20 protein-coding genes and 2 pseudogenes are annotated in these 19,080 nt (G+C 32.8%); 11 read left to right on the top strand and 11 right to left on the bottom strand.

Going from position 1 to position 19,080, the window contains the following annotated elements:
• Window positions 1-6: 6 nt before the first annotated feature.
• From F9279_RS16100 to F9279_RS16085, 4 genes are read right to left on the bottom strand one after another with little or no spacing between them, the layout of a single operon-like run.
• Window positions 7-1,485 (bottom strand): Na+/H+ antiporter subunit D, encoded by a 1,479-nt coding sequence (locus F9279_RS16100; protein ID WP_152114875.1) that lies wholly within the window; start codon window positions 1,483-1,485, stop codon window positions 7-9.
• Window positions 1,478-1,816 (bottom strand): Na(+)/H(+) antiporter subunit C, encoded by a 339-nt coding sequence (locus F9279_RS16095; RefSeq protein ID WP_152114873.1) that lies wholly within the window; start codon window positions 1,814-1,816, stop codon window positions 1,478-1,480. The genes F9279_RS16100 and F9279_RS16095 overlap by 8 nt, the downstream gene beginning before the upstream one ends.
• Window positions 1,816-2,241: a Na(+)/H(+) antiporter subunit B gene (locus tag F9279_RS16090; RefSeq protein WP_152114870.1), complete on the bottom strand. Its 426-nt coding sequence runs from the start codon at window positions 2,239-2,241 to the stop codon at window positions 1,816-1,818. The genes F9279_RS16095 and F9279_RS16090 overlap by 1 nt, the downstream gene beginning before the upstream one ends.
• Window positions 2,228-4,618, bottom strand: coding sequence for a Na+/H+ antiporter subunit A (locus tag F9279_RS16085; RefSeq protein WP_152114868.1), 2,391 nt, complete (start codon window positions 4,616-4,618; stop codon window positions 2,228-2,230). Before F9279_RS16085 ends, F9279_RS16090 begins: the two co-directional genes overlap by 14 nt.
• A 230-nt stretch (window positions 4,619-4,848) precedes the next feature.
• On the opposite strand from F9279_RS16085, the gene F9279_RS16080 reads away from it, so the two are divergent.
• From F9279_RS16080 to F9279_RS26270, 5 genes and pseudogenes are all read left to right on the top strand, one after another.
• Window positions 4,849-5,058, top strand: coding sequence for a hypothetical protein (locus F9279_RS16080; RefSeq protein ID WP_152114866.1), 210 nt, complete (start codon window positions 4,849-4,851; stop codon window positions 5,056-5,058).
• Window positions 5,059-5,993: 935 nt separating this feature from the next.
• A complete protein-coding gene (locus F9279_RS16075) occupies window positions 5,994-6,788 on the top strand; it encodes an SDR family NAD(P)-dependent oxidoreductase (RefSeq protein ID WP_152114864.1) in 795 nt (264 codons plus the stop codon).
• Between the two features lie 151 nt (window positions 6,789-6,939).
• Window positions 6,940-7,452, top strand: coding sequence for a peptide-methionine (S)-S-oxide reductase MsrA (gene msrA / locus F9279_RS16070; RefSeq protein WP_152114862.1), 513 nt, complete (start codon window positions 6,940-6,942; stop codon window positions 7,450-7,452).
• Window positions 7,453-7,595: 143 nt separating this feature from the next.
• Window positions 7,596-8,360, top strand: a pseudogene (locus tag F9279_RS26275) (MCP four helix bundle domain-containing protein); the annotation flags it as partial.
• Complete coding sequence (locus F9279_RS26270) at window positions 8,361-9,308, top strand: methyl-accepting chemotaxis protein (protein WP_413463217.1); 948 nt, start codon at window positions 8,361-8,363, stop codon at window positions 9,306-9,308.
• 65 nt (window positions 9,309-9,373) lie between these two features.
• Here F9279_RS26270 and F9279_RS16060 read toward each other — a convergent pair whose 3' ends face one another.
• Entirely contained in the window at window positions 9,374-10,285 is a 912-nt protein-coding gene (locus F9279_RS16060; protein WP_152114859.1) for an alpha/beta hydrolase, read from the bottom strand.
• 202 nt (window positions 10,286-10,487) lie between these two features.
• Window positions 10,488-10,619, bottom strand: coding sequence for a hypothetical protein (locus tag F9279_RS25980; RefSeq protein ID WP_264298257.1), 132 nt, complete (start codon window positions 10,617-10,619; stop codon window positions 10,488-10,490).
• 100 nt (window positions 10,620-10,719) lie between these two features.
• Between F9279_RS25980 and F9279_RS16055 the strand changes: the two genes are divergently transcribed.
• Window positions 10,720-11,175 carry an OsmC family protein gene (locus tag F9279_RS16055; RefSeq protein WP_152114856.1) on the top strand — a complete coding sequence of 152 codons (456 nt, stop codon included), beginning with the start codon at window positions 10,720-10,722 and terminating at the stop codon, window positions 11,173-11,175.
• Window positions 11,176-11,189: 14 nt separating this feature from the next.
• Window positions 11,190-11,435 carry a YqkE family protein gene (locus F9279_RS16050; RefSeq protein ID WP_152114854.1) on the top strand — a complete coding sequence of 82 codons (246 nt, stop codon included), beginning with the start codon at window positions 11,190-11,192 and terminating at the stop codon, window positions 11,433-11,435.
• Between the two features lie 196 nt (window positions 11,436-11,631).
• Here F9279_RS16050 and F9279_RS16045 read toward each other — a convergent pair whose 3' ends face one another.
• The gene (locus F9279_RS16045; RefSeq protein ID WP_152114852.1) at window positions 11,632-12,048 is read right to left on the bottom strand and encodes a hypothetical protein; all 417 of its coding nucleotides are present in this window, start codon (window positions 12,046-12,048) and stop codon (window positions 11,632-11,634) included.
• A gap of 354 nt (window positions 12,049-12,402) precedes the next feature.
• Between F9279_RS16045 and F9279_RS16040 the strand changes: the two genes are divergently transcribed.
• Window positions 12,403-13,326, top strand: coding sequence for an iron-hydroxamate ABC transporter substrate-binding protein (locus F9279_RS16040; protein ID WP_152114850.1), 924 nt, complete (start codon window positions 12,403-12,405; stop codon window positions 13,324-13,326).
• Window positions 13,327-13,451: 125 nt separating this feature from the next.
• Here F9279_RS16040 and F9279_RS16035 read toward each other — a convergent pair whose 3' ends face one another.
• The 4 genes and pseudogenes from F9279_RS16035 to F9279_RS16020 form a co-directional block, all read right to left on the bottom strand.
• A complete protein-coding gene (locus tag F9279_RS16035) occupies window positions 13,452-14,345 on the bottom strand; it encodes a glycine betaine ABC transporter substrate-binding protein (RefSeq protein WP_152114848.1) in 894 nt (297 codons plus the stop codon).
• Between the two features lie 261 nt (window positions 14,346-14,606).
• A pseudogene (locus F9279_RS16030) lies at window positions 14,607-14,774 on the bottom strand (PspC domain-containing protein); the annotation flags it as partial.
• A 184-nt stretch (window positions 14,775-14,958) separates the two neighbouring features.
• Entirely contained in the window at window positions 14,959-15,846 is an 888-nt protein-coding gene (locus F9279_RS16025) for a ribokinase (protein WP_152114844.1), read from the bottom strand.
• Between the two features lie 112 nt (window positions 15,847-15,958).
• Window positions 15,959-16,708: a YqcI/YcgG family protein gene (locus F9279_RS16020; protein ID WP_152114842.1), complete on the bottom strand. Its 750-nt coding sequence runs from the start codon at window positions 16,706-16,708 to the stop codon at window positions 15,959-15,961.
• A gap of 139 nt (window positions 16,709-16,847) precedes the next feature.
• Between F9279_RS16020 and F9279_RS16015 the strand changes: the two genes are divergently transcribed.
• The 3 genes from F9279_RS16015 to F9279_RS16005 all read left to right on the top strand — a co-directional run bounded on the left by F9279_RS16015 (window position 16,848) and on the right by F9279_RS16005 (window position 18,965).
• Window positions 16,848-17,870, top strand: coding sequence for a serine hydrolase domain-containing protein (locus F9279_RS16015; RefSeq protein ID WP_226793607.1), 1,023 nt, complete (start codon window positions 16,848-16,850; stop codon window positions 17,868-17,870).
• 81 nt (window positions 17,871-17,951) lie between these two features.
• Complete coding sequence (locus F9279_RS16010) at window positions 17,952-18,437, top strand: GNAT family N-acetyltransferase (RefSeq protein ID WP_226793605.1); 486 nt, start codon at window positions 17,952-17,954, stop codon at window positions 18,435-18,437.
• A gap of 21 nt (window positions 18,438-18,458) precedes the next feature.
• Window positions 18,459-18,965, top strand: a complete 507-nt coding sequence (locus F9279_RS16005; protein WP_152114836.1) for a short-chain dehydrogenase — start codon at window positions 18,459-18,461, stop codon at window positions 18,963-18,965.
• The last annotated feature ends 115 nt before the right edge of the window (window positions 18,966-19,080 follow it).

Here is a 19,080-nt window from a genome sequence, read left to right as displayed (position 1 = left end):
TATTCATCACTCCTTTAAGACGGCATGTATATAGTTTTCTGGATGAAGTAATGTCTCTGCTGCGATAGAAATATAAGAGTACATGACTTCTGAGCCTAGCCCTATTAGTACAGACAATGTAATTAACAAAATACAAGGCAGTAGCTGAATGTTAATTTTTCGTTTCTCTTCTGTAAGATTTGGAGATTCATCTCCCCAAAAACCTTTTACAAAAATTTTAATGCCAGATAATAAGACAAGTAGGCTTGACATAACAACAATAAAACTGCCAAGATAATTTTTATCTAAAAATCCACCTTGGATAATGAGTAATTTTCCTACAAATCCACTTAGAGGTGGTATACCTGCTAGTGATATCACGGCAATAAAGAAAATCCAAGCGAGAAATGGATATCTTTTCATTAACCCGCTCATAGAATTTAAGTTGCTAGTTCCTGTTAGATAAATCATAATCCCAATCAATAAGAATAAAGCACCTTTAACAATCATATCGTGAAGCAAATAAAAGATTGCTCCGTTTAAAGAGGTTTCATTAAAGACAGAAACAGCGAACAAGATGACTCCAATGGCTGTTATAATGTTGTAAATAATTATTTTCTTTAAGTCATTATAGGCTAAAGCGCCAATTACACCTAAAACGATTGTGATTAAGGATAGAATGGCTAACAGAGTAAAGGCATAAGTATCTTCATAGAAGAATAGGGAATAGGTTCTTGTAATTGAATAAACTCCAACCTTTGTTAGTAAGGCACCAAATAATGCGAGTATTGGAATAGGTGCAGCATAATAAGAGCCTGGAAGCCAGAAGAATAAAGGGAAGATAGCACCCTTTAATCCAAATACAATTAAAAAAAGAACGGCTATTACGGTTAGTATGCCTGGTTGATTCAACTCACTAATTCGTTCTGAAATATGAGCCATATTTAATGTGCCAACTACAGAATATAAGTAGGCAACGGTTATAACAAACAAGCCAGATGCAACCACATTTACAATAATATATTTTACCGTTTCTCGTAATTGAATCTTTGAATTTCCGATTACTAGTAATACATAAGATGACATAAGCATTACTTCAAAAAAGACAAATAAATTAAAAATATCACCTGTTGAAAAAGCTCCTGTAACACCAACTAATAAAAATTGAACAATAGGGTAATAGTAGGATTCTTCTCTTTCTTTATCAAGTCCTCTAAAAGAAAAGAAAACACAACAAAGGGCTACGATATTGGTTGTCAAAACCAAAAGAGCACTAAGCATATCAGAAACAATCGTAATTCCAAATGGAGCTTCCCAATTGCCCAAATTAACTGTTTGAATACCTTCTTCTTTAATGGTATGTATCATGATAAAAGTGACATATAAGGAACTGAAAATACTTAATAAGGAAATACCCCGTTGCAAATGTATTCTTTTGTGAAAGAAGATTAATATAATTCCAGTAAATAAAGGAATTAGTATGGGAAATAAAATCAAATTAGTCATGCTTCTTTCCTCTCAATTTCTCCAGATTATCGGTTCCTAATTCTTGATAAGTTCGATAGGCTAGAACTAGCAAAAAGGAAGTAACACCAAAGCTTATGACAATGGCAGTAAGAATTAAGGCTTGCGGCAAGGGATCTGTATAGCTAGTTGCATGCTGACCAAGTAAGGGAGCAGCGCCGCCTTTGAGACCACCCATTGTTAGTACAAGTAAATGAACTCCATGACTCAGTAACCCAGTCCCTATAATGATACGTAATATACTCTTTGATAATATTAAATAGGTAGCACACATGAATAAGATACCAATTATAATGGCCATTAATAATTCCATTAGTCATCCTCTCCAATCGTTTGAATAATGGTCATGGTAACGCCGACTACTACTAGAAAAACACCTAAATCAAATAAAGCAGCTGTATGTAAGGATGTCTCTCCTATAATAGGTAGATGCACATGCTTATGAAAAAAATGAGTTAAAAAGGGCTTATCAGCAAAAATACCAATCATTCCTGTAGAAAAACTAATGAACAATCCTAACGCAGTAACATAAATAAAGTTAACAGGAAAGATTTTTCTAACTGTTTTTAAATCATAGGCTAATAGCAATAGCACGATAGCTCCACTCGTCATTAATCCACCTACAAACCCACCCCCAGGCGTATAGTGCCCTGCAAAGAATAGGTCTACTGAATAAAGAAAAATAAGAAAAACGATTATTTTAGTAACAGTTTGAAGAACTAAATTATTTATTTTCACTTTTCTTACCTCCCATGCGAAGTTTAATCATGGTAAATATACCAATAGAAGCAATGGCAAGAACGGCTATTTCAAAAAGTGTATCAAATCCTCTAAAGTCTACTAATATAACGTTAACCATGTTCTCTCCAGCTGCCTTTTTATACGTATTCTCCACATAGAATTCAGCAATAGATCCAAAAAGTTTATTACTGTAGGAAGAGATAGCAATAAGCATGACAACAAGACCTACTAAAATAGAGACAATTGCATTCGATAATTTAAAAGGTATGCTTTCTTTTTTTCGTGCATTTTTAGGTAAATGATAAAAGCATAGTAAAAATAACGCGACAGATACAGTTTCAATTACCAATTGTGTTAATGCAAGATCTGGTGCTCGAAAAACAACATAAAAAAGAGAAACAGTATAACCTACGGCACCTAATAAAATGATGGAGGTTAATCTTGATTTTGCAAAGAGAATAGAAATGGTTGCGATAATTAGCACAAAAGATAGACCAATTTCATAAGCTCCAATTGGTGCTAAGTTAGATAAGTCAGATGTAAACCCATCCTTTAGAATCATTGTTAATAAAAGGATAAAAACAAAAAACGAGAAAATATAAATTAAATAGGTTCGAAGTGAGCCTACCATATATCGGTTAGTTAATGAATTAAAGCTTCCTTCTGTCTTAAATCGTAAGATATCATATAAACGATTTAAGATAGTTGGAAAAACACGATAAATTGTTGTCCATTTCTCTCTCGTTTTATAAAGTAAAATACCAGCTAGTATTACTCCAATTGTCATAAATAATTCAGGCTGGAAACCATGCCAATGATAGATATGGAGATCATAAGAACCTCCCCCATATATAGATGAAATAGCAGGAGATAGAATAGTGTTAGCTACTAAATCAGGGAACAAACCAATTACAATCACTAATGAAACTAAAATGATCGGAGAAATTAACATGCCTATTGGTGCTTCATGTGGCTTTGTAGCAAGCTTTTCAGGCTTAAAAGCACCAGCAAAGGGTTTAAAAACAAGAATCATACTATAAACAAAAGTAAAGATACTCCCTATCCAAGCGATAATAGGCAATAATAATCCCCAAGTTTGCATGTTAAATAAATTAAACTCTAAAATGTTTAGCATGCTCGCAAAGAACATTTCCTTGCTAAGAAAGCCATTGAATGGAGGTAAGCCTGCCATGGAAAAGGCACCAATAATACTAATGGTGAATGTTATAGGCATTACTTGCATTAATCCACTTAAACGTCGAATATCTCTTGTACCTGTCTCATGATCAATTATGCCAACTACCATAAATAAACTACCTTTGAATGTAGCATGATTTAATAAATGAAAAACAGCAGCTGCAGTTGCAATATAGTAAGTAGTTTCACTTTCATAATGAACACCTGCTGCACCAATTCCTAAGAGCGACATAATCATCCCAAGTTGACTGATAGTAGAATAGGCAAGGATTCCTTTTAAGTCTGTTTGTTTAATAGCAAAGAATGATCCATAAATTAATGTAACTATACCTACTATAGATACCAACCAAAGCCAGTAACCAGACACTGCAAAGACCGGACTTAAACGAGCAACCAGGTAGATTCCTGCCTTAACCATAGTGGCAGAATGTAAATAAGCACTAACTGGTGTAGGTGCTTCCATTGCATCTGGTAACCAGATATGAAACGGAAATTGAGCAGATTTAGTGAATGCTCCAAGTAAGACACATATCATAGCTAAAATAAATAACGGATCTGTCATAATAGAATTTTGTTGAACAGAAGCAATTATTTCAGAAATTTGGAAGGTTCCAGTCATCAAATAGAGCAGAATGATTCCTGCTAATAACGACAATCCCCCAAAGACCGTAATAACCATGGATTTTATAGCACCATTTCGAGAATTCCTTCTGTTATTCCAAAAACCTATTAGAAGAAATGAAGAGATACTGGTTATTTCCCAGAACATATATAGAACAATAAGGTTATCCGATAATACAATTCCAAGCATGGCTCCCATAAAGAGTAATAGGTACACATAAAATTGATTTAGTTTTTCTTTTGCCTTATCTAAATAGAAAATGGAATATAGTATAACAAGTGTTCCTATTCCTGTAATTAATAGAGAAAACAACATGCCAAGTCCATCAAGCATTAAGGAAAAATCAATGCCAATAGAAGGGATCCACGTTAAGGTAAAGACGTCTGTTTGTAGTTGTGATGTCGTTGGAATTTTACTACAAAAATAAATGAATAAAAGAAAAGGAAGAGGAAGGATAAACCATCCAGTATGTACTCTTTTCATGTATGTAAATAAAATAGGAATAATAATGGCATATAAAAATGGTGCTAGTACTACCCAATGAAGTATAGACAAAATAAAATAACCTCCTTAAATGATTAGGTAAAAAGACATGATTATGGTGAATATGTAAAAGTATAACGCAAAAAAAGATTGTATGCACATAGGAAAATGTAGAGAATTAAAGCTTTGAGCATTTCTATTAAATAGGAAGAAAGCGATCAAAATGTATCGAAAAATTTTTTTCATTTAACAGGTAACTTTCGCTCATTTTATGCTCACACTATACGTGAGGTGAAGTTATAATGAAACATGGAATAAAAATCAGCATCGCTATTTCTATCATGCTACTTTCCATATCTTTTGGCTTTATATGGAGTCATTTCCATAAAAGAAGCTTTTATACACTAGATGAACTATTACAAATCGAATCAGATGCTTCCATTCAATTAGAAGAAACAATGGTGCCATTTCAACCGAGAGAGTATATTAGAAAGGTTTCAGAAAAAGAATAGTATGCTTTCTTCATCATAATTAAGGTTCCATAAATACGACTGATTATGTATACAATAATGGAATGTTGTACCTATATTGATTACCCATTTTTTCTGACAAATAAGTATTTAAAAGATAATTTATCAATTTTTAAGAAGAACATACATGAACTAGCTTCGTGTATAAGTTGGAATTATAGAATAGAAAATTGGCTTTCTAAAATATTTACCAAGCTAGCTAGCTAAAGCTAGAATCATTGAAACTGTTTATGGTGCGTAAGGTGGTTATTATTTATCTAGACAAAGAGAGGGATTTTTCTTTTAGAGATTATTTATGCGATAGAAGGCACTTTTTCTATGTTTGAGTGTGATTTTGTTCATAGATATGAATGTATGATTCAAGCAGAAATGAAAGAATGCAGAGGGAAAATGTTAGAATGTCTTCAAGGAATTAAATTAGTGCACATTGCGGAGAACTATAGAAATAGATAATATATCTAAAATGTAGAATTGGGATTGCAAGAAAAAACAAGGATCAATTCTCTTCAGCAGCAGGTTGCTCTCCATATGTCTTCTAATTTGGGGTTCAACTTTATATTTTTTAATGTTATTTTAAATCACCACTATGTATGTCCCCTTATACTCCATTGTACTGTTGCTTTCTTTCTAGTGAATGAGAGCTTGCAGTATGCTACTTTTACTTGTAAGGATATAGGGCCATCATTGTATCTATAATTCTTTCATCTGTTTGATTTTACCTTTATTTGTTTAGACATAGCCCTAAAATAGATGCTTCCATTATATAGGATAAAACTTAATAGAAGTGGAAGCAAATAAGATGAAAAATGGCCGTTATTGTTCTTGAAAGTTACTTCTAGTTGTTATTTTCCTCATAGTATGTTAAAAGTAAGAAGATTAAGAGAAATGCATAGTTAATTAAGAGTTCTATGAGGTGTATGATGAATAAATTAATGGGAAAAAACATCGTTATTACAGGAGCTTCTTCAGGTATTGGAGAGAAGATAGCGGTTGAGGTGGCCAAAGAAGGAGCAAGACCAATCCTTTTAGCTCGATCTTCAGAAAAATTGGCAAATCTATGTGATAAATTAAAACAACAATATGAGATAGATGCACGATATTATTCTTTAGATGTGAGTGATTCAAGTGAAGTAAGAAGAGTGTTTACGTTAATTTATGAAGAAGTAGGCTTTATTGATGTATTATTAAATAATGCAGGCTTTGGTATATTTGAATTGGCACATAAAGCTAGTTATGACGAAATTGAAAGAATGTTTCAAGTAAATGTGATGGGTCTAATTGCTTGTACACAAGAAGTGTTACCTTCTATGCTAGAAAAAAATAAAGGCCATATAATTAATATCGCCTCACAAGCTGGTAAGTTAGCTACCCCAAAATCTAGTGCATACTCTGCCACTAAACATGCAGTATTAGGATATACTAATAGTTTACGATTAGAAGTAGCGAAAACCAATATACATATTTCTGCCGTTAATCCTGGACCTATCCAGACGAATTTTTTTGATATTGCTGATCAGTCAGGAAACTATGTAAAGAATGTAGAGAAATTCATGCTTTCTTCAGATGATGTTGCTAAAAAGGTGACAAAATTAATGGTTAATCCAAAACGTGAATTAAATCTCCCAGGCTGGATGAATCTTGGTAGTGTTCTTTATCAATTGTTTCCTACACTTGCTGATAAGCTAGTCGGAGGAATGCTTAACAAGAAGTGAAAACTTGTAAAAACTTTCCTGACTATTTTAATTAGAGAGAATCTTATTGCAATGTGTCATATACTGATTTAATCTAAAGGGATACGATTAAGCCGTATAATGGTTAAAAGAGAGTATTTCATATTATTTATTGATATTAGGAGTTGAGAAAATGGAAAAAGCAACATTTGCAGGTGGATGTTTTTGGTGTATGGTTTCTCCTTTTGAAGAATTACCAGGCATTGGTGGAATTGTTTCAGGTTACGCTGGTGGGCATATAGAGAATCCTACATATGAACAAGTAAAAACAGGAACTACTGGACATTTTGAAGTAGTTGAAATTACATTTGATTCTAAAATTTTCCCATATGAAAGATTATTAGAGCTTTTCTGGCAACAGATAGATCCAACAGATCCAGATGGACAATTCCATGATAGAGGTCCTCAATATCGAACAGCTATTTTCTATCATAATGATAAACAAAAGGTACTTGCAGAAGAATCCAGACAAGCAATGGCTGATAGTGGTAAGTTCAAGAAGCCGATTGTTACTATAATTGAACCAGCAGCAACATTCTATCCAGCAGAAGACTATCATCAAGACTATCACAAGAAAAATAAACAACACTATAAAGAAGACCGAGAAAAATCTGGTCGTGATGAGTTTATAAAAGAGAATTGGTGAATGAGTAATAAAGTACAAGCTTTGTAAGCTTGTACTTTTTATTTTGCAATAGGATTTTGTTGGAAAATTTCTTAACTCTTGTCATATTGTGTCGATATAAAGAACGTAATTGATTTTTTTGATGAAGGGGATAAAGATAGGAAATGAAATTTTTGCAGAACATCAAGATATCAACAAAAATACTCATGATTATTATCTGCAGTGCAATTGGGTTAATAGTCGTAGGAGTATCTGGTATGAACGGAATGAAAATAATGTCACAGAGTACTAAAGCTATGTATGAAGATAGATTGATACCAAATACATGGATTGCAAAAGTACAAAATAATAGCGCACTAAGTGATAGTTACCTTATTGAATTAATGGTAACTGAGGATGAAAAACGGAATAAAGTGTTACTCGATTTATTACAGGTCAATGAAGAAGAAACAGAAATGTATATAAAAAAATTAGATTCATTAGATATGTCAAAGAAAGAAGAGGAAGCCTTTCTTTCCTATAAGGATATGTTAGAGAGCTACCAAAAACTCCAAAAACAAGTTATTGATTTAGCTAATAATAATTTTAATGATACTGCTTATAATTTATACACTACAAGTCTTAATAGTAAGGTAGATGTAATTAATGAATCATTAAATGAATTACAAAGTTCCAATCAATTGGTTGCAAAAAATATTTCAGAAGAGAATGAGAATAGTTACCAATTAGGGATGTATATGATGGCTGGCATTATACTACTGGCATTAATACTAGCAGCGGTCATTGGTATGTCTATAGCAAATATGATTGTAAAACCAATTAATGTCTTAAAAGATCTAATGCAAAAGGCAAGTAGTGGAGACTTTAGTGAACGTTCTAGCTTTAAAGGAAAAGATGAAGTAGGCTCTCTTTCTACTAGCTATAATACAATGGCAGAGGGAATGAAAGGGTTAATTGAGACATTAACAGAAACTTCTCAGCACTTAGCTGCATCTTCAGAAGAATTAAGTGCAAGTTCTGAAGAAAGTAGTCGAGCAAGTGAGCATATTTCAGAGACGATTCAAGAGCTAGCAGTTAGCTCAGAATCTCAAATGCAATTAATGGCTTCTAGTGCCCAAGGAGTGCAAAATATTAACAATAGCACAGAAAGTATTAATGTTCATGCACAAAAGGTTTCAGATACTGCTGAGAAAACTTCTATTCATTCCTCTAAAGGAACAGAGAATATTGTCGAAGTGACAAAACAAATGCAGTCCATTAATACCAATGTAAACAATCTATCTCAATCGATTCATATTCTAGAAACGCGAATAAATGAAATTGGAGATATCACAAAAGTAATCACAGATATTTCTTCTCAAACAAATTTATTAGCATTAAATGCAGCAATCGAAGCAGCTCGAGCAGGAGAGCAAGGAAAAGGATTTGCTGTTGTGGCAGATGAAGTGAGAAAGCTTGCAGAGCAATCAGCACATTCAGCAGAAGAGATTACGAATTTAATTAATCAAATACAAGCTGATACGAAAAACACAACAAAATCCATGGTTACAGCAGCAAGTGATGTGAAAACAGGAATTTCAATTGTTCAAGATACTGGAGAATCATTTAAAATGATTGAGGAATCTGTTCATGAGCTTGTAACATTATTTGAAGAGGTTTTCTACGCACTTAATCAATTAAAAGATAACACAAAGGTAATAAATACCTCTATAATGGAGGTTAATAGTATGGCTAGTGAATCAGCAGCAAGTACAGAAAATGTATCGGCTGCGACAGAAGAACAAGTGGCATCTATGGAAGAAATCGCTGCTTCCTCCTCATCTCTATCACAGCTTGCTAATGATTTACAAGAAAAAATTAAGCAATTTAAAATATAAGTGTTATTAATGAAGGAAAAGAGACAAGTAAAGCTCCTTGTCTCTTTTCGTTTGCATGCTAAGTTTTATACTATTTGGACAAATTCTTTTAGAAAATCATCTATTACTTGTTCATAAATTTCTTTATTTTCATTATAGCTTTGAGCATGGAATCCTTCTGTGGCATAAAAAAGCTTTTTAGGTCCGTTTTTCTTGTCAAACAGTTTTTGTGTCATTTGTGGAAGGATAAAATCGTCTTTTTCACTATGTATAAACAACATAGGACTTTTAATTTTATCTATAACAGAGATGGGAGACACGTCTTTAATAGAATAGCGTGCTCTAGCTCGTAAAAAGATGTCGGCAATGGGAATAAAGATTTTTCCTGGTAGTTTTATTTCATGCTTAACAAGATAATCTACCTGTTCCTTGAAGTCGGAGAAAGGACAATCTGCAATATAGAAATCTGCTACATCTTCTATTCCACCTGCATACAGAATCATCGTAGCAGCACCCATTGATTCACCATGCATACCCAGAAGGATATCTTCTCCTTTTTCCTTTCTTAACCAATCAACAATTTGTTTTAAGTCATACTTTTCATAAAATCCGAAGCTGGTTGTTTTACCACCAGATTCACCATGTCTTCTATGATCATAAATGATGCCATTAAATCCTCGTTCTAGAAACATATTGAGGTATTTAACAGAACTAGTTTTATTTTCTGTAACACCATGAGAAATGATAATATATTTGTTTGTTTTAAACGGCTCGACTAGTATGGCTTTTAAATCATAACCAAATGGCGAGGGAATGGTAATTTCTTGTTTCTCTAAATTCTCATAGGAGATAGGGTCAAACCTTCCAGCTTCTGTTTCTCTATTAATAATAAAATGTTCATCTTTTTTCTTCATGTACATTAATCGATTGGAGCAATATACACCAATGGATGTAATAAAAAGTATGAGAGAGAAAAGATATCGAAATAACTTATTCAAACTGATACCTCCATTTATTCCATAATATTTACCAACAAGATAATATAAAGTGTATCACTTAATCCTTAAGAAACAAAATAGACAGTTCCTTTAATTCGAAAAAAATGAGTAAGGGAATAATAAAAAATAATATGCAGAAAGGAGGAGATGGTTCCTCTTAAAAAGAAAAATCCACACCAAATAAAAGGTGTGGTAAAAAAGCTTATTGTTTTGAATTTTGTCTATTTGTTGGATGAATGGCATTTTCTAATTCTTCTTTAGAAATTGTTTGCTTAACTGTATCAGCATTAGGTTTCCCTGCTTGGCTATAACCCTTGTCTTTTTTGTTACTCATTATTAATTCCTCCTACTTTGGATATGGATCCTTTTTCTCTAATAACATGAGTAAAAAAATATGTTATTATACATAGAGCACAAGAAAAAGGGGTCTTTATATGGCAGAACATCATTTTTATTTAAAGGCAGATTGGCCTGGAAATCGTAATGATATAGGTACAATTGAAAGCGGAAATTTAAAAACAAAAATATCTATACCTACTGAAATGGATGGACCTGGAGTAGGCACCAATCCTGATGAAATGTTATTAGGAGCAGCAGCGACGTGTTATATTATTACTCTTGCAGCTATGATGGAAAGAAGTAAGTTACAGAAAGTTAGTTTAACTTTGGACTCTGAGGCAATTGTAGATGTAACAAATGGAGTGTTTACCTACAAAAAGATCATCCACAAACCAACCATTATTTTAAATCATGATGCTACAGAAAAGGATATAGAGCTTGCGGAAAAGCTGGCTAAGAAAGCAGAGACAGGCTGTATGATTACAAGAGCAATACAAGGTAATGTGGAAGTAGAATTAGAAGAGGATATTCAAAAAGAACAATTCAGCTAACGGAGGCATCATTCATGGCGAAACAACGCAAACCAGTTAAAAAGGAACAACAAGACAAGCCAGTTACACTTGGAGACTTATTAAATGAACAATTAACAAAACAATTAAAAGAGAAAAAGCAAGAATTAAAAGAACAAGAAGAGGTAAAGGTAAAAGCGGAGGAAGAGCGTAAAAGAGAAGAAAAAAGACAAAAAGAAAAGAACAAAAGCTTTGAAGAATTATTAAATGAAAATCCGATGAATTGGAAAAGTTTTAAATAGATAGAACAAAAGAGGTATTAACATAGGTTAATGTCTCTTTTCTATTTTGAATGGAAATAAATGCTGTATTAAAGTTTTTGGTTGGTATTGATTAAAACAATGATATTCGAAAATCATTTGTAACCATACTAGCTGATTTTTCTGCTTAAAAGATGCATTTCAAGAGACAGAGACACTAAGATTTAGAATTTCACATTTAAGTCTGATTCTTATGTGTGAATTTATAAATTATATAGGCAACACCATTTAAGAAAATAAAAATCAATAGTTGTAATAATCCGTAGATAAAAACAGTTAGAAATAAATCAAAGTAAGGTTCGCTTGGTGGGAAATCACTGGGTTTATCTACTAATATAGCTTTTATAACATAGAAAAGAACAGAGGAACAAAGAAATCCTACATATATGCATAACCAATGTTGATAAAAGCCAACATTCATTTTACTGTACCAAATAACTATATTTATCGGTACAAAAATAAATAAAATGAAGGTTATTTGATAAGTTAAAACGGATAATTTTGCGTGTACTAATGAAAGAAATAAAAATTGGATTAAGAAAATAAAAATGGTATTTATTAATATGATCATTAAGTTGCTTCTAATTAACCACATAATACAATAACCTCCTTAGGAGATATTAAGACATTCCTTCTACCTTTGACATATTCTATTCTTATGCTTTTAATTCCTTTGAAAACAGATAAACATATATCGCAAAACAACGGTATACTTTAACAATTACTTAAAGAAAAAGGGATGCAGTAGGGACACTAATTGAAAGGGGGAAGAAGCAAAAAGATAAACTGTGACTCACTATATTCTCATAGTATTTTATATAGTTTATTAGATTATATCTGTTTGTTTAATTATGATAGGGTGAAATTTAGCTATTGACAGAATTCTACTTACAGATTAAAATTTGGAAGTGAAATTGATAATCATTATCAAAGATAAGGGGAATACATCATGAAGAAATTATTTATGCCAGTATTACTTATACTTGTACTAGCTCTTGTTAGTGCTTGCGGAAATGCATCATCAAATAGTAGTTCAGGAGAAGAAGCTACGAAAGAAGACAAGAAAGAAACCATTACATATGAATCAGAAAGCGGACCAGTTGAAGTTCCAGCAGATCCACAAAGAGTAGTAGCACTTAGTAATGCAGGCGATGTGCTAGCATTAGGCGTAAATGTGGTTGGAGTAGATACTTGGGCGAAAAGCAGTCCGATATATGAAGAAAAATTAAAAGACGTGGAAGTAGTATCAGATGAAGATTTAGAAAAGATTATTGAGTTAGAACCAGACTTGATTATTGGTTCAGAAAGCACGAAGAATGTAGACAAGTTAAAAGAGATTGCTCCAACTGTTACATATACTTATGGAACATTAGATTATTTAACACAGCATTTAGAGATTGGTAAACTATTAAATAAAGAAAAAGAAGCACAAAGCTGGATTGATAACTTTAAAGAAGAAGCTAAATCTACTGGCGACGAAATCAAAGCTAAAATTGGAGAAGATGCAACTGTTACTGTAATGGAAAGCTATGATAAAAGTATGTACGTAATGGGCGATAGCTGGGGAAGAGGTACAGAGGTACTTTATCAAGCTATGGGATTAAATATGCAAGAAAAAGTGAAAGAAATGACAGCTAAAGATGGATATTATACGCTTTCACAAGAAGTATTACCTGAGTTTGTAGGTGATTACTTAATTATCAGTAAATATAGTGATCAAGATAGTTCATATCAAGAAACAGATACCTTTAAATCAATGGAAGCAGTGAAGAATAACCATGTTTTTGAAGCAGATGGTAATAGTTTCTTATTCAATGATCCACTATCATTGGAATTCCAATTGAATTTCTTTAAAGAAAACTTTATGAAGTAAGAATGTTTTATTCTATGAAACAAGAACACCCAATGTTTAAGGTGTTCTTGTTTGTTTATAATGTATTTGATAGTTAAGCATAATACTTAAAAAAATTATTACTGATAAGCTGAAGAGTAACTATACTATTCCTCCATTAAATCCTCAATAGAATCAATGTCCATATAAGCTGGAACTACTAGACCATTTTGTAGACCTGTAAAGTTTGGTCCTAAGTCAACAAAGTCTCCTTCAAATTGTTTGTAATATGCTTCATGAGTAGTTGGAAGAGCAGCAGTAACCATAGCATCTCCACTTCCTTCCGCAATAGCTGCCCACATAACACCTGGTTCAACTAGCATCAAGTTCACTTTATAGTTTAATTCATTTTCTAATACATATTTAACAACATTACTACTTGCTGTTGCATCAGACCATGCAACATAAGGTATTTTGATTTCTTCCCCATTGCCTGGAGAAACCCCTTCTAGCCAAGTGTCTACTAATTCCGTGTTTTCGGACACCCATTCTTCCGCAGCCTTTTCTTCAGAAGTACCACCTTGAATTCTCACCATCACATCCTGCATGTCGTCTGGTGACCACTCAAATTGATCAAAGAACTTATATGCTTCTGGCATTTCCTCTTCAAAGTCTTTTCGAACAAGAGTATGTATTTGTTCCTCTCCACCATATAATTTCTTAGGGTCTTTAAGCATCTTTAAGTCAAACTCATTCCACATCCAATGTGGAACCCATCCAGTTACGATTATAGGTTCTTCATCTTTAATAGCTTTAGATAATTCCGCAGTCATCGCCGTATCGGATCCTTCTATAACATCCCACTTGTCATCAAGACCATATCCAGGTAAGACTTTATTTAGAGTAGCATTCATTAAACCAGAACCTGGATCAATACCTATAATCTCATAATCTACCGAATCTCCAACAGATTCACTTGCTCCTGTTTCCTCACTTCCACACGCTGCTAAACCCAATGTTAATGCTAATCCTGTTGTCAAACCAATTAATTTTTTTAGCACTTTGCAAAATTCCCCCTTCAAAAGTAGTGATAAATAAAGTGTAACGATATATACAGGGAATGACAAAGCTCATAATCCATCATTATTATCCGTAAATATTGTACAGAAAAAACTATATATACAATTTATACAGAATATTTAATATTCCTCTGTATTCCTCCAGAATGCTTAGGGTAGATAGGAGAAAATTACTATATAATGTGGGGAGAAGGGTTTTTTTTAAAAAAACACCTGTATTTAGGTGTTTGAATAGTTTGTTCACTACATTAAAGTAGGTCCTTCATCTAATGTCCAAGTAAGAATGATATATATCCATATTGAAACAGAAGCAGTTAGGATAAATATTAACATAACTGCAAAAGGTGATATATGAAAAAAATCAGCTATACCTCCACATACTCCATTCAAGGATCTATCATTTGACGATTTTGTTAGTTTTCTCCAATTAACCCCTCCTTAAATATTTTTCTTTTCATATCATTGGTTTTCATAGAAACTCCTTTATGATATTTTTTTCATCTAAATTCTTAGTCGTTCATCATAGTTTAAATAAGCATCTATGTCCTTACGATTGATAATATATTTTTAACTAAGAGATAGTATTCTTATATAGTCATATTCCGAGCTCAGTCAAAACTTCCGCTAAAGAAGGAATAGAAGAAGCTGCTCCTTTTCTTGTAACAGCAATAGAAGATGCTTTGGATGCAACCTTTAATGCCTTCTCTACATCAGAATATTTCGTTATTATGCTTAAGAAATATCCAAGAAAGGTATCTCCAGCAGCAGTAGTATCAACTGCATGTACCGGAAATGCATCTTGTTTTACTTCTTGTGTGGAGTCCTTATAGATGACTCCTTTAGTTCCTAGAGTTAGTACAATTTTTAATTGTGGATTAAGGTTTAGTAGGGAAGTGAAAATATTCTCTAGTTTCTCTTCACCGCTAATTGCTTTAGCTTCTATTTCATTTAGAATTAAGTAATGAATTTTGTGATAATCTAGTTTTAGTATTGCTGGATTAATTGGTGAGGGATTAAGTGCAATAGTTAACTCTTTTCTAGCTGCAGTATCCAACATATATTCTAAATGATTCATTTCATTTTGAAGGACAATAACATCTTCTGTTTGACATTCCGCTAATGTAGAGTCGATTTGTTCTTTAGTTATTTCTTGATTTGCTCCACCATATAATAAAATACAATTTTCACCACTAGTTGAAACTTGAATGATTGCATGCCCAGTTGAGGAGCCATCTTCCGTTACTTGTTTGACGTTAACTCCTTGAGATTGCATTAAATCCTTTAGAAATAGCCCATCTTTTCCAATTTTTCCTGCATGGTGAACATTTGCTCCTGCTTTAGCAAATGCAAGGGATTGATTCAATCCCTTCCCACCAGGAAATTCTTCTAGAGAAGTTGATGATAGCGTTTCGCCACCAGAAACAAAATGAGGGACAGAATATACTTTATCTATATTTAATGAGCCAAAGTTAAGAAATTTCATTGTAAGTCGCTCCTTCTATGTATATATACAATTTATTATACCTTATTTATTACTAGATTTAAGAGCACAGCATATACAAAAACCCAAAGACATAGTCTTAGGGTTTAAACGATTAGCTCCTTTTTAACAAATGAAGAAAACGATTGTAAGGACATTTAGAAATAGTAGAATCATCATCTCTTAAGAAATATTGTTTCCATTCAAAGTTTTCTTCTGCTCCGTATGTGTTAAGGTCAGGATGTATATCTATGGAGTCGTAATTAGAAACTCTTTTTCGTATCTGCTTTTTAATATTTTTGGCAAATGATTCTTTTTTATTAAACTCAATTAATACCCATCTTGGAGTAATAGCAAGCATCATTGTTTGGAAATGACGACTTTTTCTTGCTTGATGGGAAGGAGTTGCACAATACATAAAATACTTCTCCCTGTGAAAGCAGAATTCCCATAATGGATCTTCTGGGTCTGTCGGAATGTCACCTACCCAATCCATTTCATCTACGGAAGATAGTCTGCTTAGTTGCTCCCAAAATAGTTGCTCATAGTCTTCCACTTTAGAAACACTCATTAGTTCATTCGGAATTTGATAAAAAACAATCAAAGAAGTATATTTTCCGTAATCTCTTGAATATATAGTAAATTCCTTTAAGATATCAACAAGCTCTAAAGTCGTTTTCTCTTCTGTTGGATCACCAATAAATCCATATCTTAAATGATTCATAGAAAATCCAATTGTAGCTGGTATACAAGGGAAAGGTTTTTTGTTATCTGTCATTTTTTTTTCGAATTCTTCTATTAGCAATCTTTCCTGATCATTTAGATTCTTTCGATTATCTAAACTATCTTTATATAAACCAAGCATATAATCACCTCTCAGTTCAATGCATTGTATTCTAGTACAAGCTTATTAGTTATTAGATGAAGGAAAAATAGGCAAACATCTATATTTTTCTAGAATATACGTTCTGTATTTGGTAAGATAATTAAAAAGGAGGATAATGATGGTAACCTTAGAAGAGAAAGTGAGGAAGAGTGGAGTTGCTGGTTTAAGTATGGCCTTTGTTCAAGGTGATAATTTGCAGAAGACTGCCTGTTATGGATATCTTGAAAAAAATACCCATAAGAAAGTGGAAGCTACAACTATATTTAATTCATGCTCTATGAGTAAGTTTGTTACGGCTATGCTGATCCTTGTATTAGTAGAGAAGAAGTTTCTTCAATTAGACGAGAGTGTTAATAATAAACTGAAAAATTGGAAGATACCCAAAAATGAATTTATATCCCAAAAGGAAGTAACTCTAAGGAATCTTCTGTCTCATCAGTCAGGTATAAAAGATCCTTTACATAGTTTTACAGAATACTCCTTAGAGAAGGGGATTCCTTCCATGAAGGACTTATTAAATGGAAAAACAGAATATTGTTCTCATAAAATAGAAGTTACCTATGAACCAGGTAGTCAATTTCATTATTGTGATGCAGGATATTGTATCATTCAGCAGTTAATAGAAGATACGATGGGCGAATCATTTGATAAAGTAATGAGACAGTATGTGTTAGACCCCTTAGAAATGAAAAATAGTCATTATCTCGGTTTACTACCAGATGAAAATATTACTTGTGGTCATGATAAAAAAGGGAATGTAGTAGATAAAAATACTACTATTTATCCTTATTCAGCAGCTTGTGGGTTATGGAGTACACCTTCTGATCTTTCATTGTTGGTAATAGAATTAATAACTGCTATAAAAGGTAAGAGTAAACTAGGTATCTCTTCAAAAAATGCTAAAGACTTAATCCACCAACAAGGTATCTATCATTGGGCTGGTCTTGGTGTCTTCTTAGATGGAGAAGAAAAAGAGATGGAAATTTCTTCTTTAGGATGGGGGAAAGGATTTCAATGTATGATGGTTATCTTTCCCTATTTAGAAAAAGGGTTGGTCATTATGACAAACTCTGATTTAGGTGTTCATCAAATGGAAGGGATAATTGGAGAGATTTACAGAGATTATAAAAAAACATTTTAAATCTTCCCCATTACAAATAATGCAGAAAACATCTATATACAAAGAAAGGTACGGTTATAGGATATGTTTACAGACAAGGATATGGTTCAACTTAAATTATATACAGAGGAATATAAGCAGAGTATTTTTTCTTACAATCTATCACCCCAACAAAGTGTGTATACATCCACTCCAGTAGAAGCTGTGAAGGCATGTGAAGAAGATGAAACTAAGATACCTATAGTTATCTTATATAGAGAAGAGTTAGCAGGGTTTTTTATTCTTCAGTGCGGGGGGGGAGTAAAGGGTTTTAGTGAAAATGAAGAGGCTATCTTACTTCGAGCATACTCTGTTGATACAAATTATCAAGGGAAAGGCATTGCTCAATCTTCCTTGAATCAACTTTCCGCTTTTGTGAAAAAACACTATTCCGATAAAAAAGAAATTGTGTTAGCGGTAAACCATAAAAATACCATCGCACAGCATGTTTATAAAAAATGCGGATTTGTAGATAAAGGGATTAGAATAATGGGGAAAAAAGGGGAGCAATTTGTTTATCATAAAGATATAAATGAAGTAATAATGTAATTTTCTTGGGGAGGATCTAGAATGAAGCATACCTTAGTTATTGGCGGAACTGGTATGTTATTTGAAGTATCAAAATGGTTAGTAGAACAAGGTTTTCGTGTTTCAGTAGTTGCGAGAAAACCGTTACAAATGGATAAACTAGTAGAAGCTGTGGAACAGGATAGTCGTCTGACTCCCCTATTAGTAGATTACACAGACAATAGTAGTTTCAGAGAGGCATTAAAGTCGACACTTGAAAAAAATGGGGAAATACATACTGCAGTAATTTGGATTCACTCTTATGCTAAACAGGCCATAAAGATTTTGTTAGAGGAGTTGTCAGCATATAGTTTAGATGTCCAATTGTTTCATATACTAGGAAGTAACGCGAAATTAGAAAAAGTAAAAAAAGCAATCGAAGGATTTTTTAATGGTACCTATCATCAAGTCCAGCTGGGATTTAAAATAGATAGAAATCATTCTAGATGGTTATCAGAGGCGGAAATATCAGAAGGAATAATAAAAGCTATTATCGAAAAAAAAAGATAAAAAAATAATCGGGGTTGTAGAACCACTCGATAAGAAGCCTTTATAAAGTAATTAGTAGCTGTAATCACCGATATTAATAAAATATAATTAAATGAATTCTCACAACCCAATGTAG

The sequence above is a fragment of the Bacillus sp. B1-b2 genome (genome assembly GCF_009183415.1).
Taxonomy (GTDB): domain Bacteria; phylum Bacillota; class Bacilli; order Bacillales; family Cytobacillaceae; genus Niallia.
Note: the sequence above shows the minus strand (reverse complement) of the source record. Positions and strands in the feature narration are given on the sequence as shown.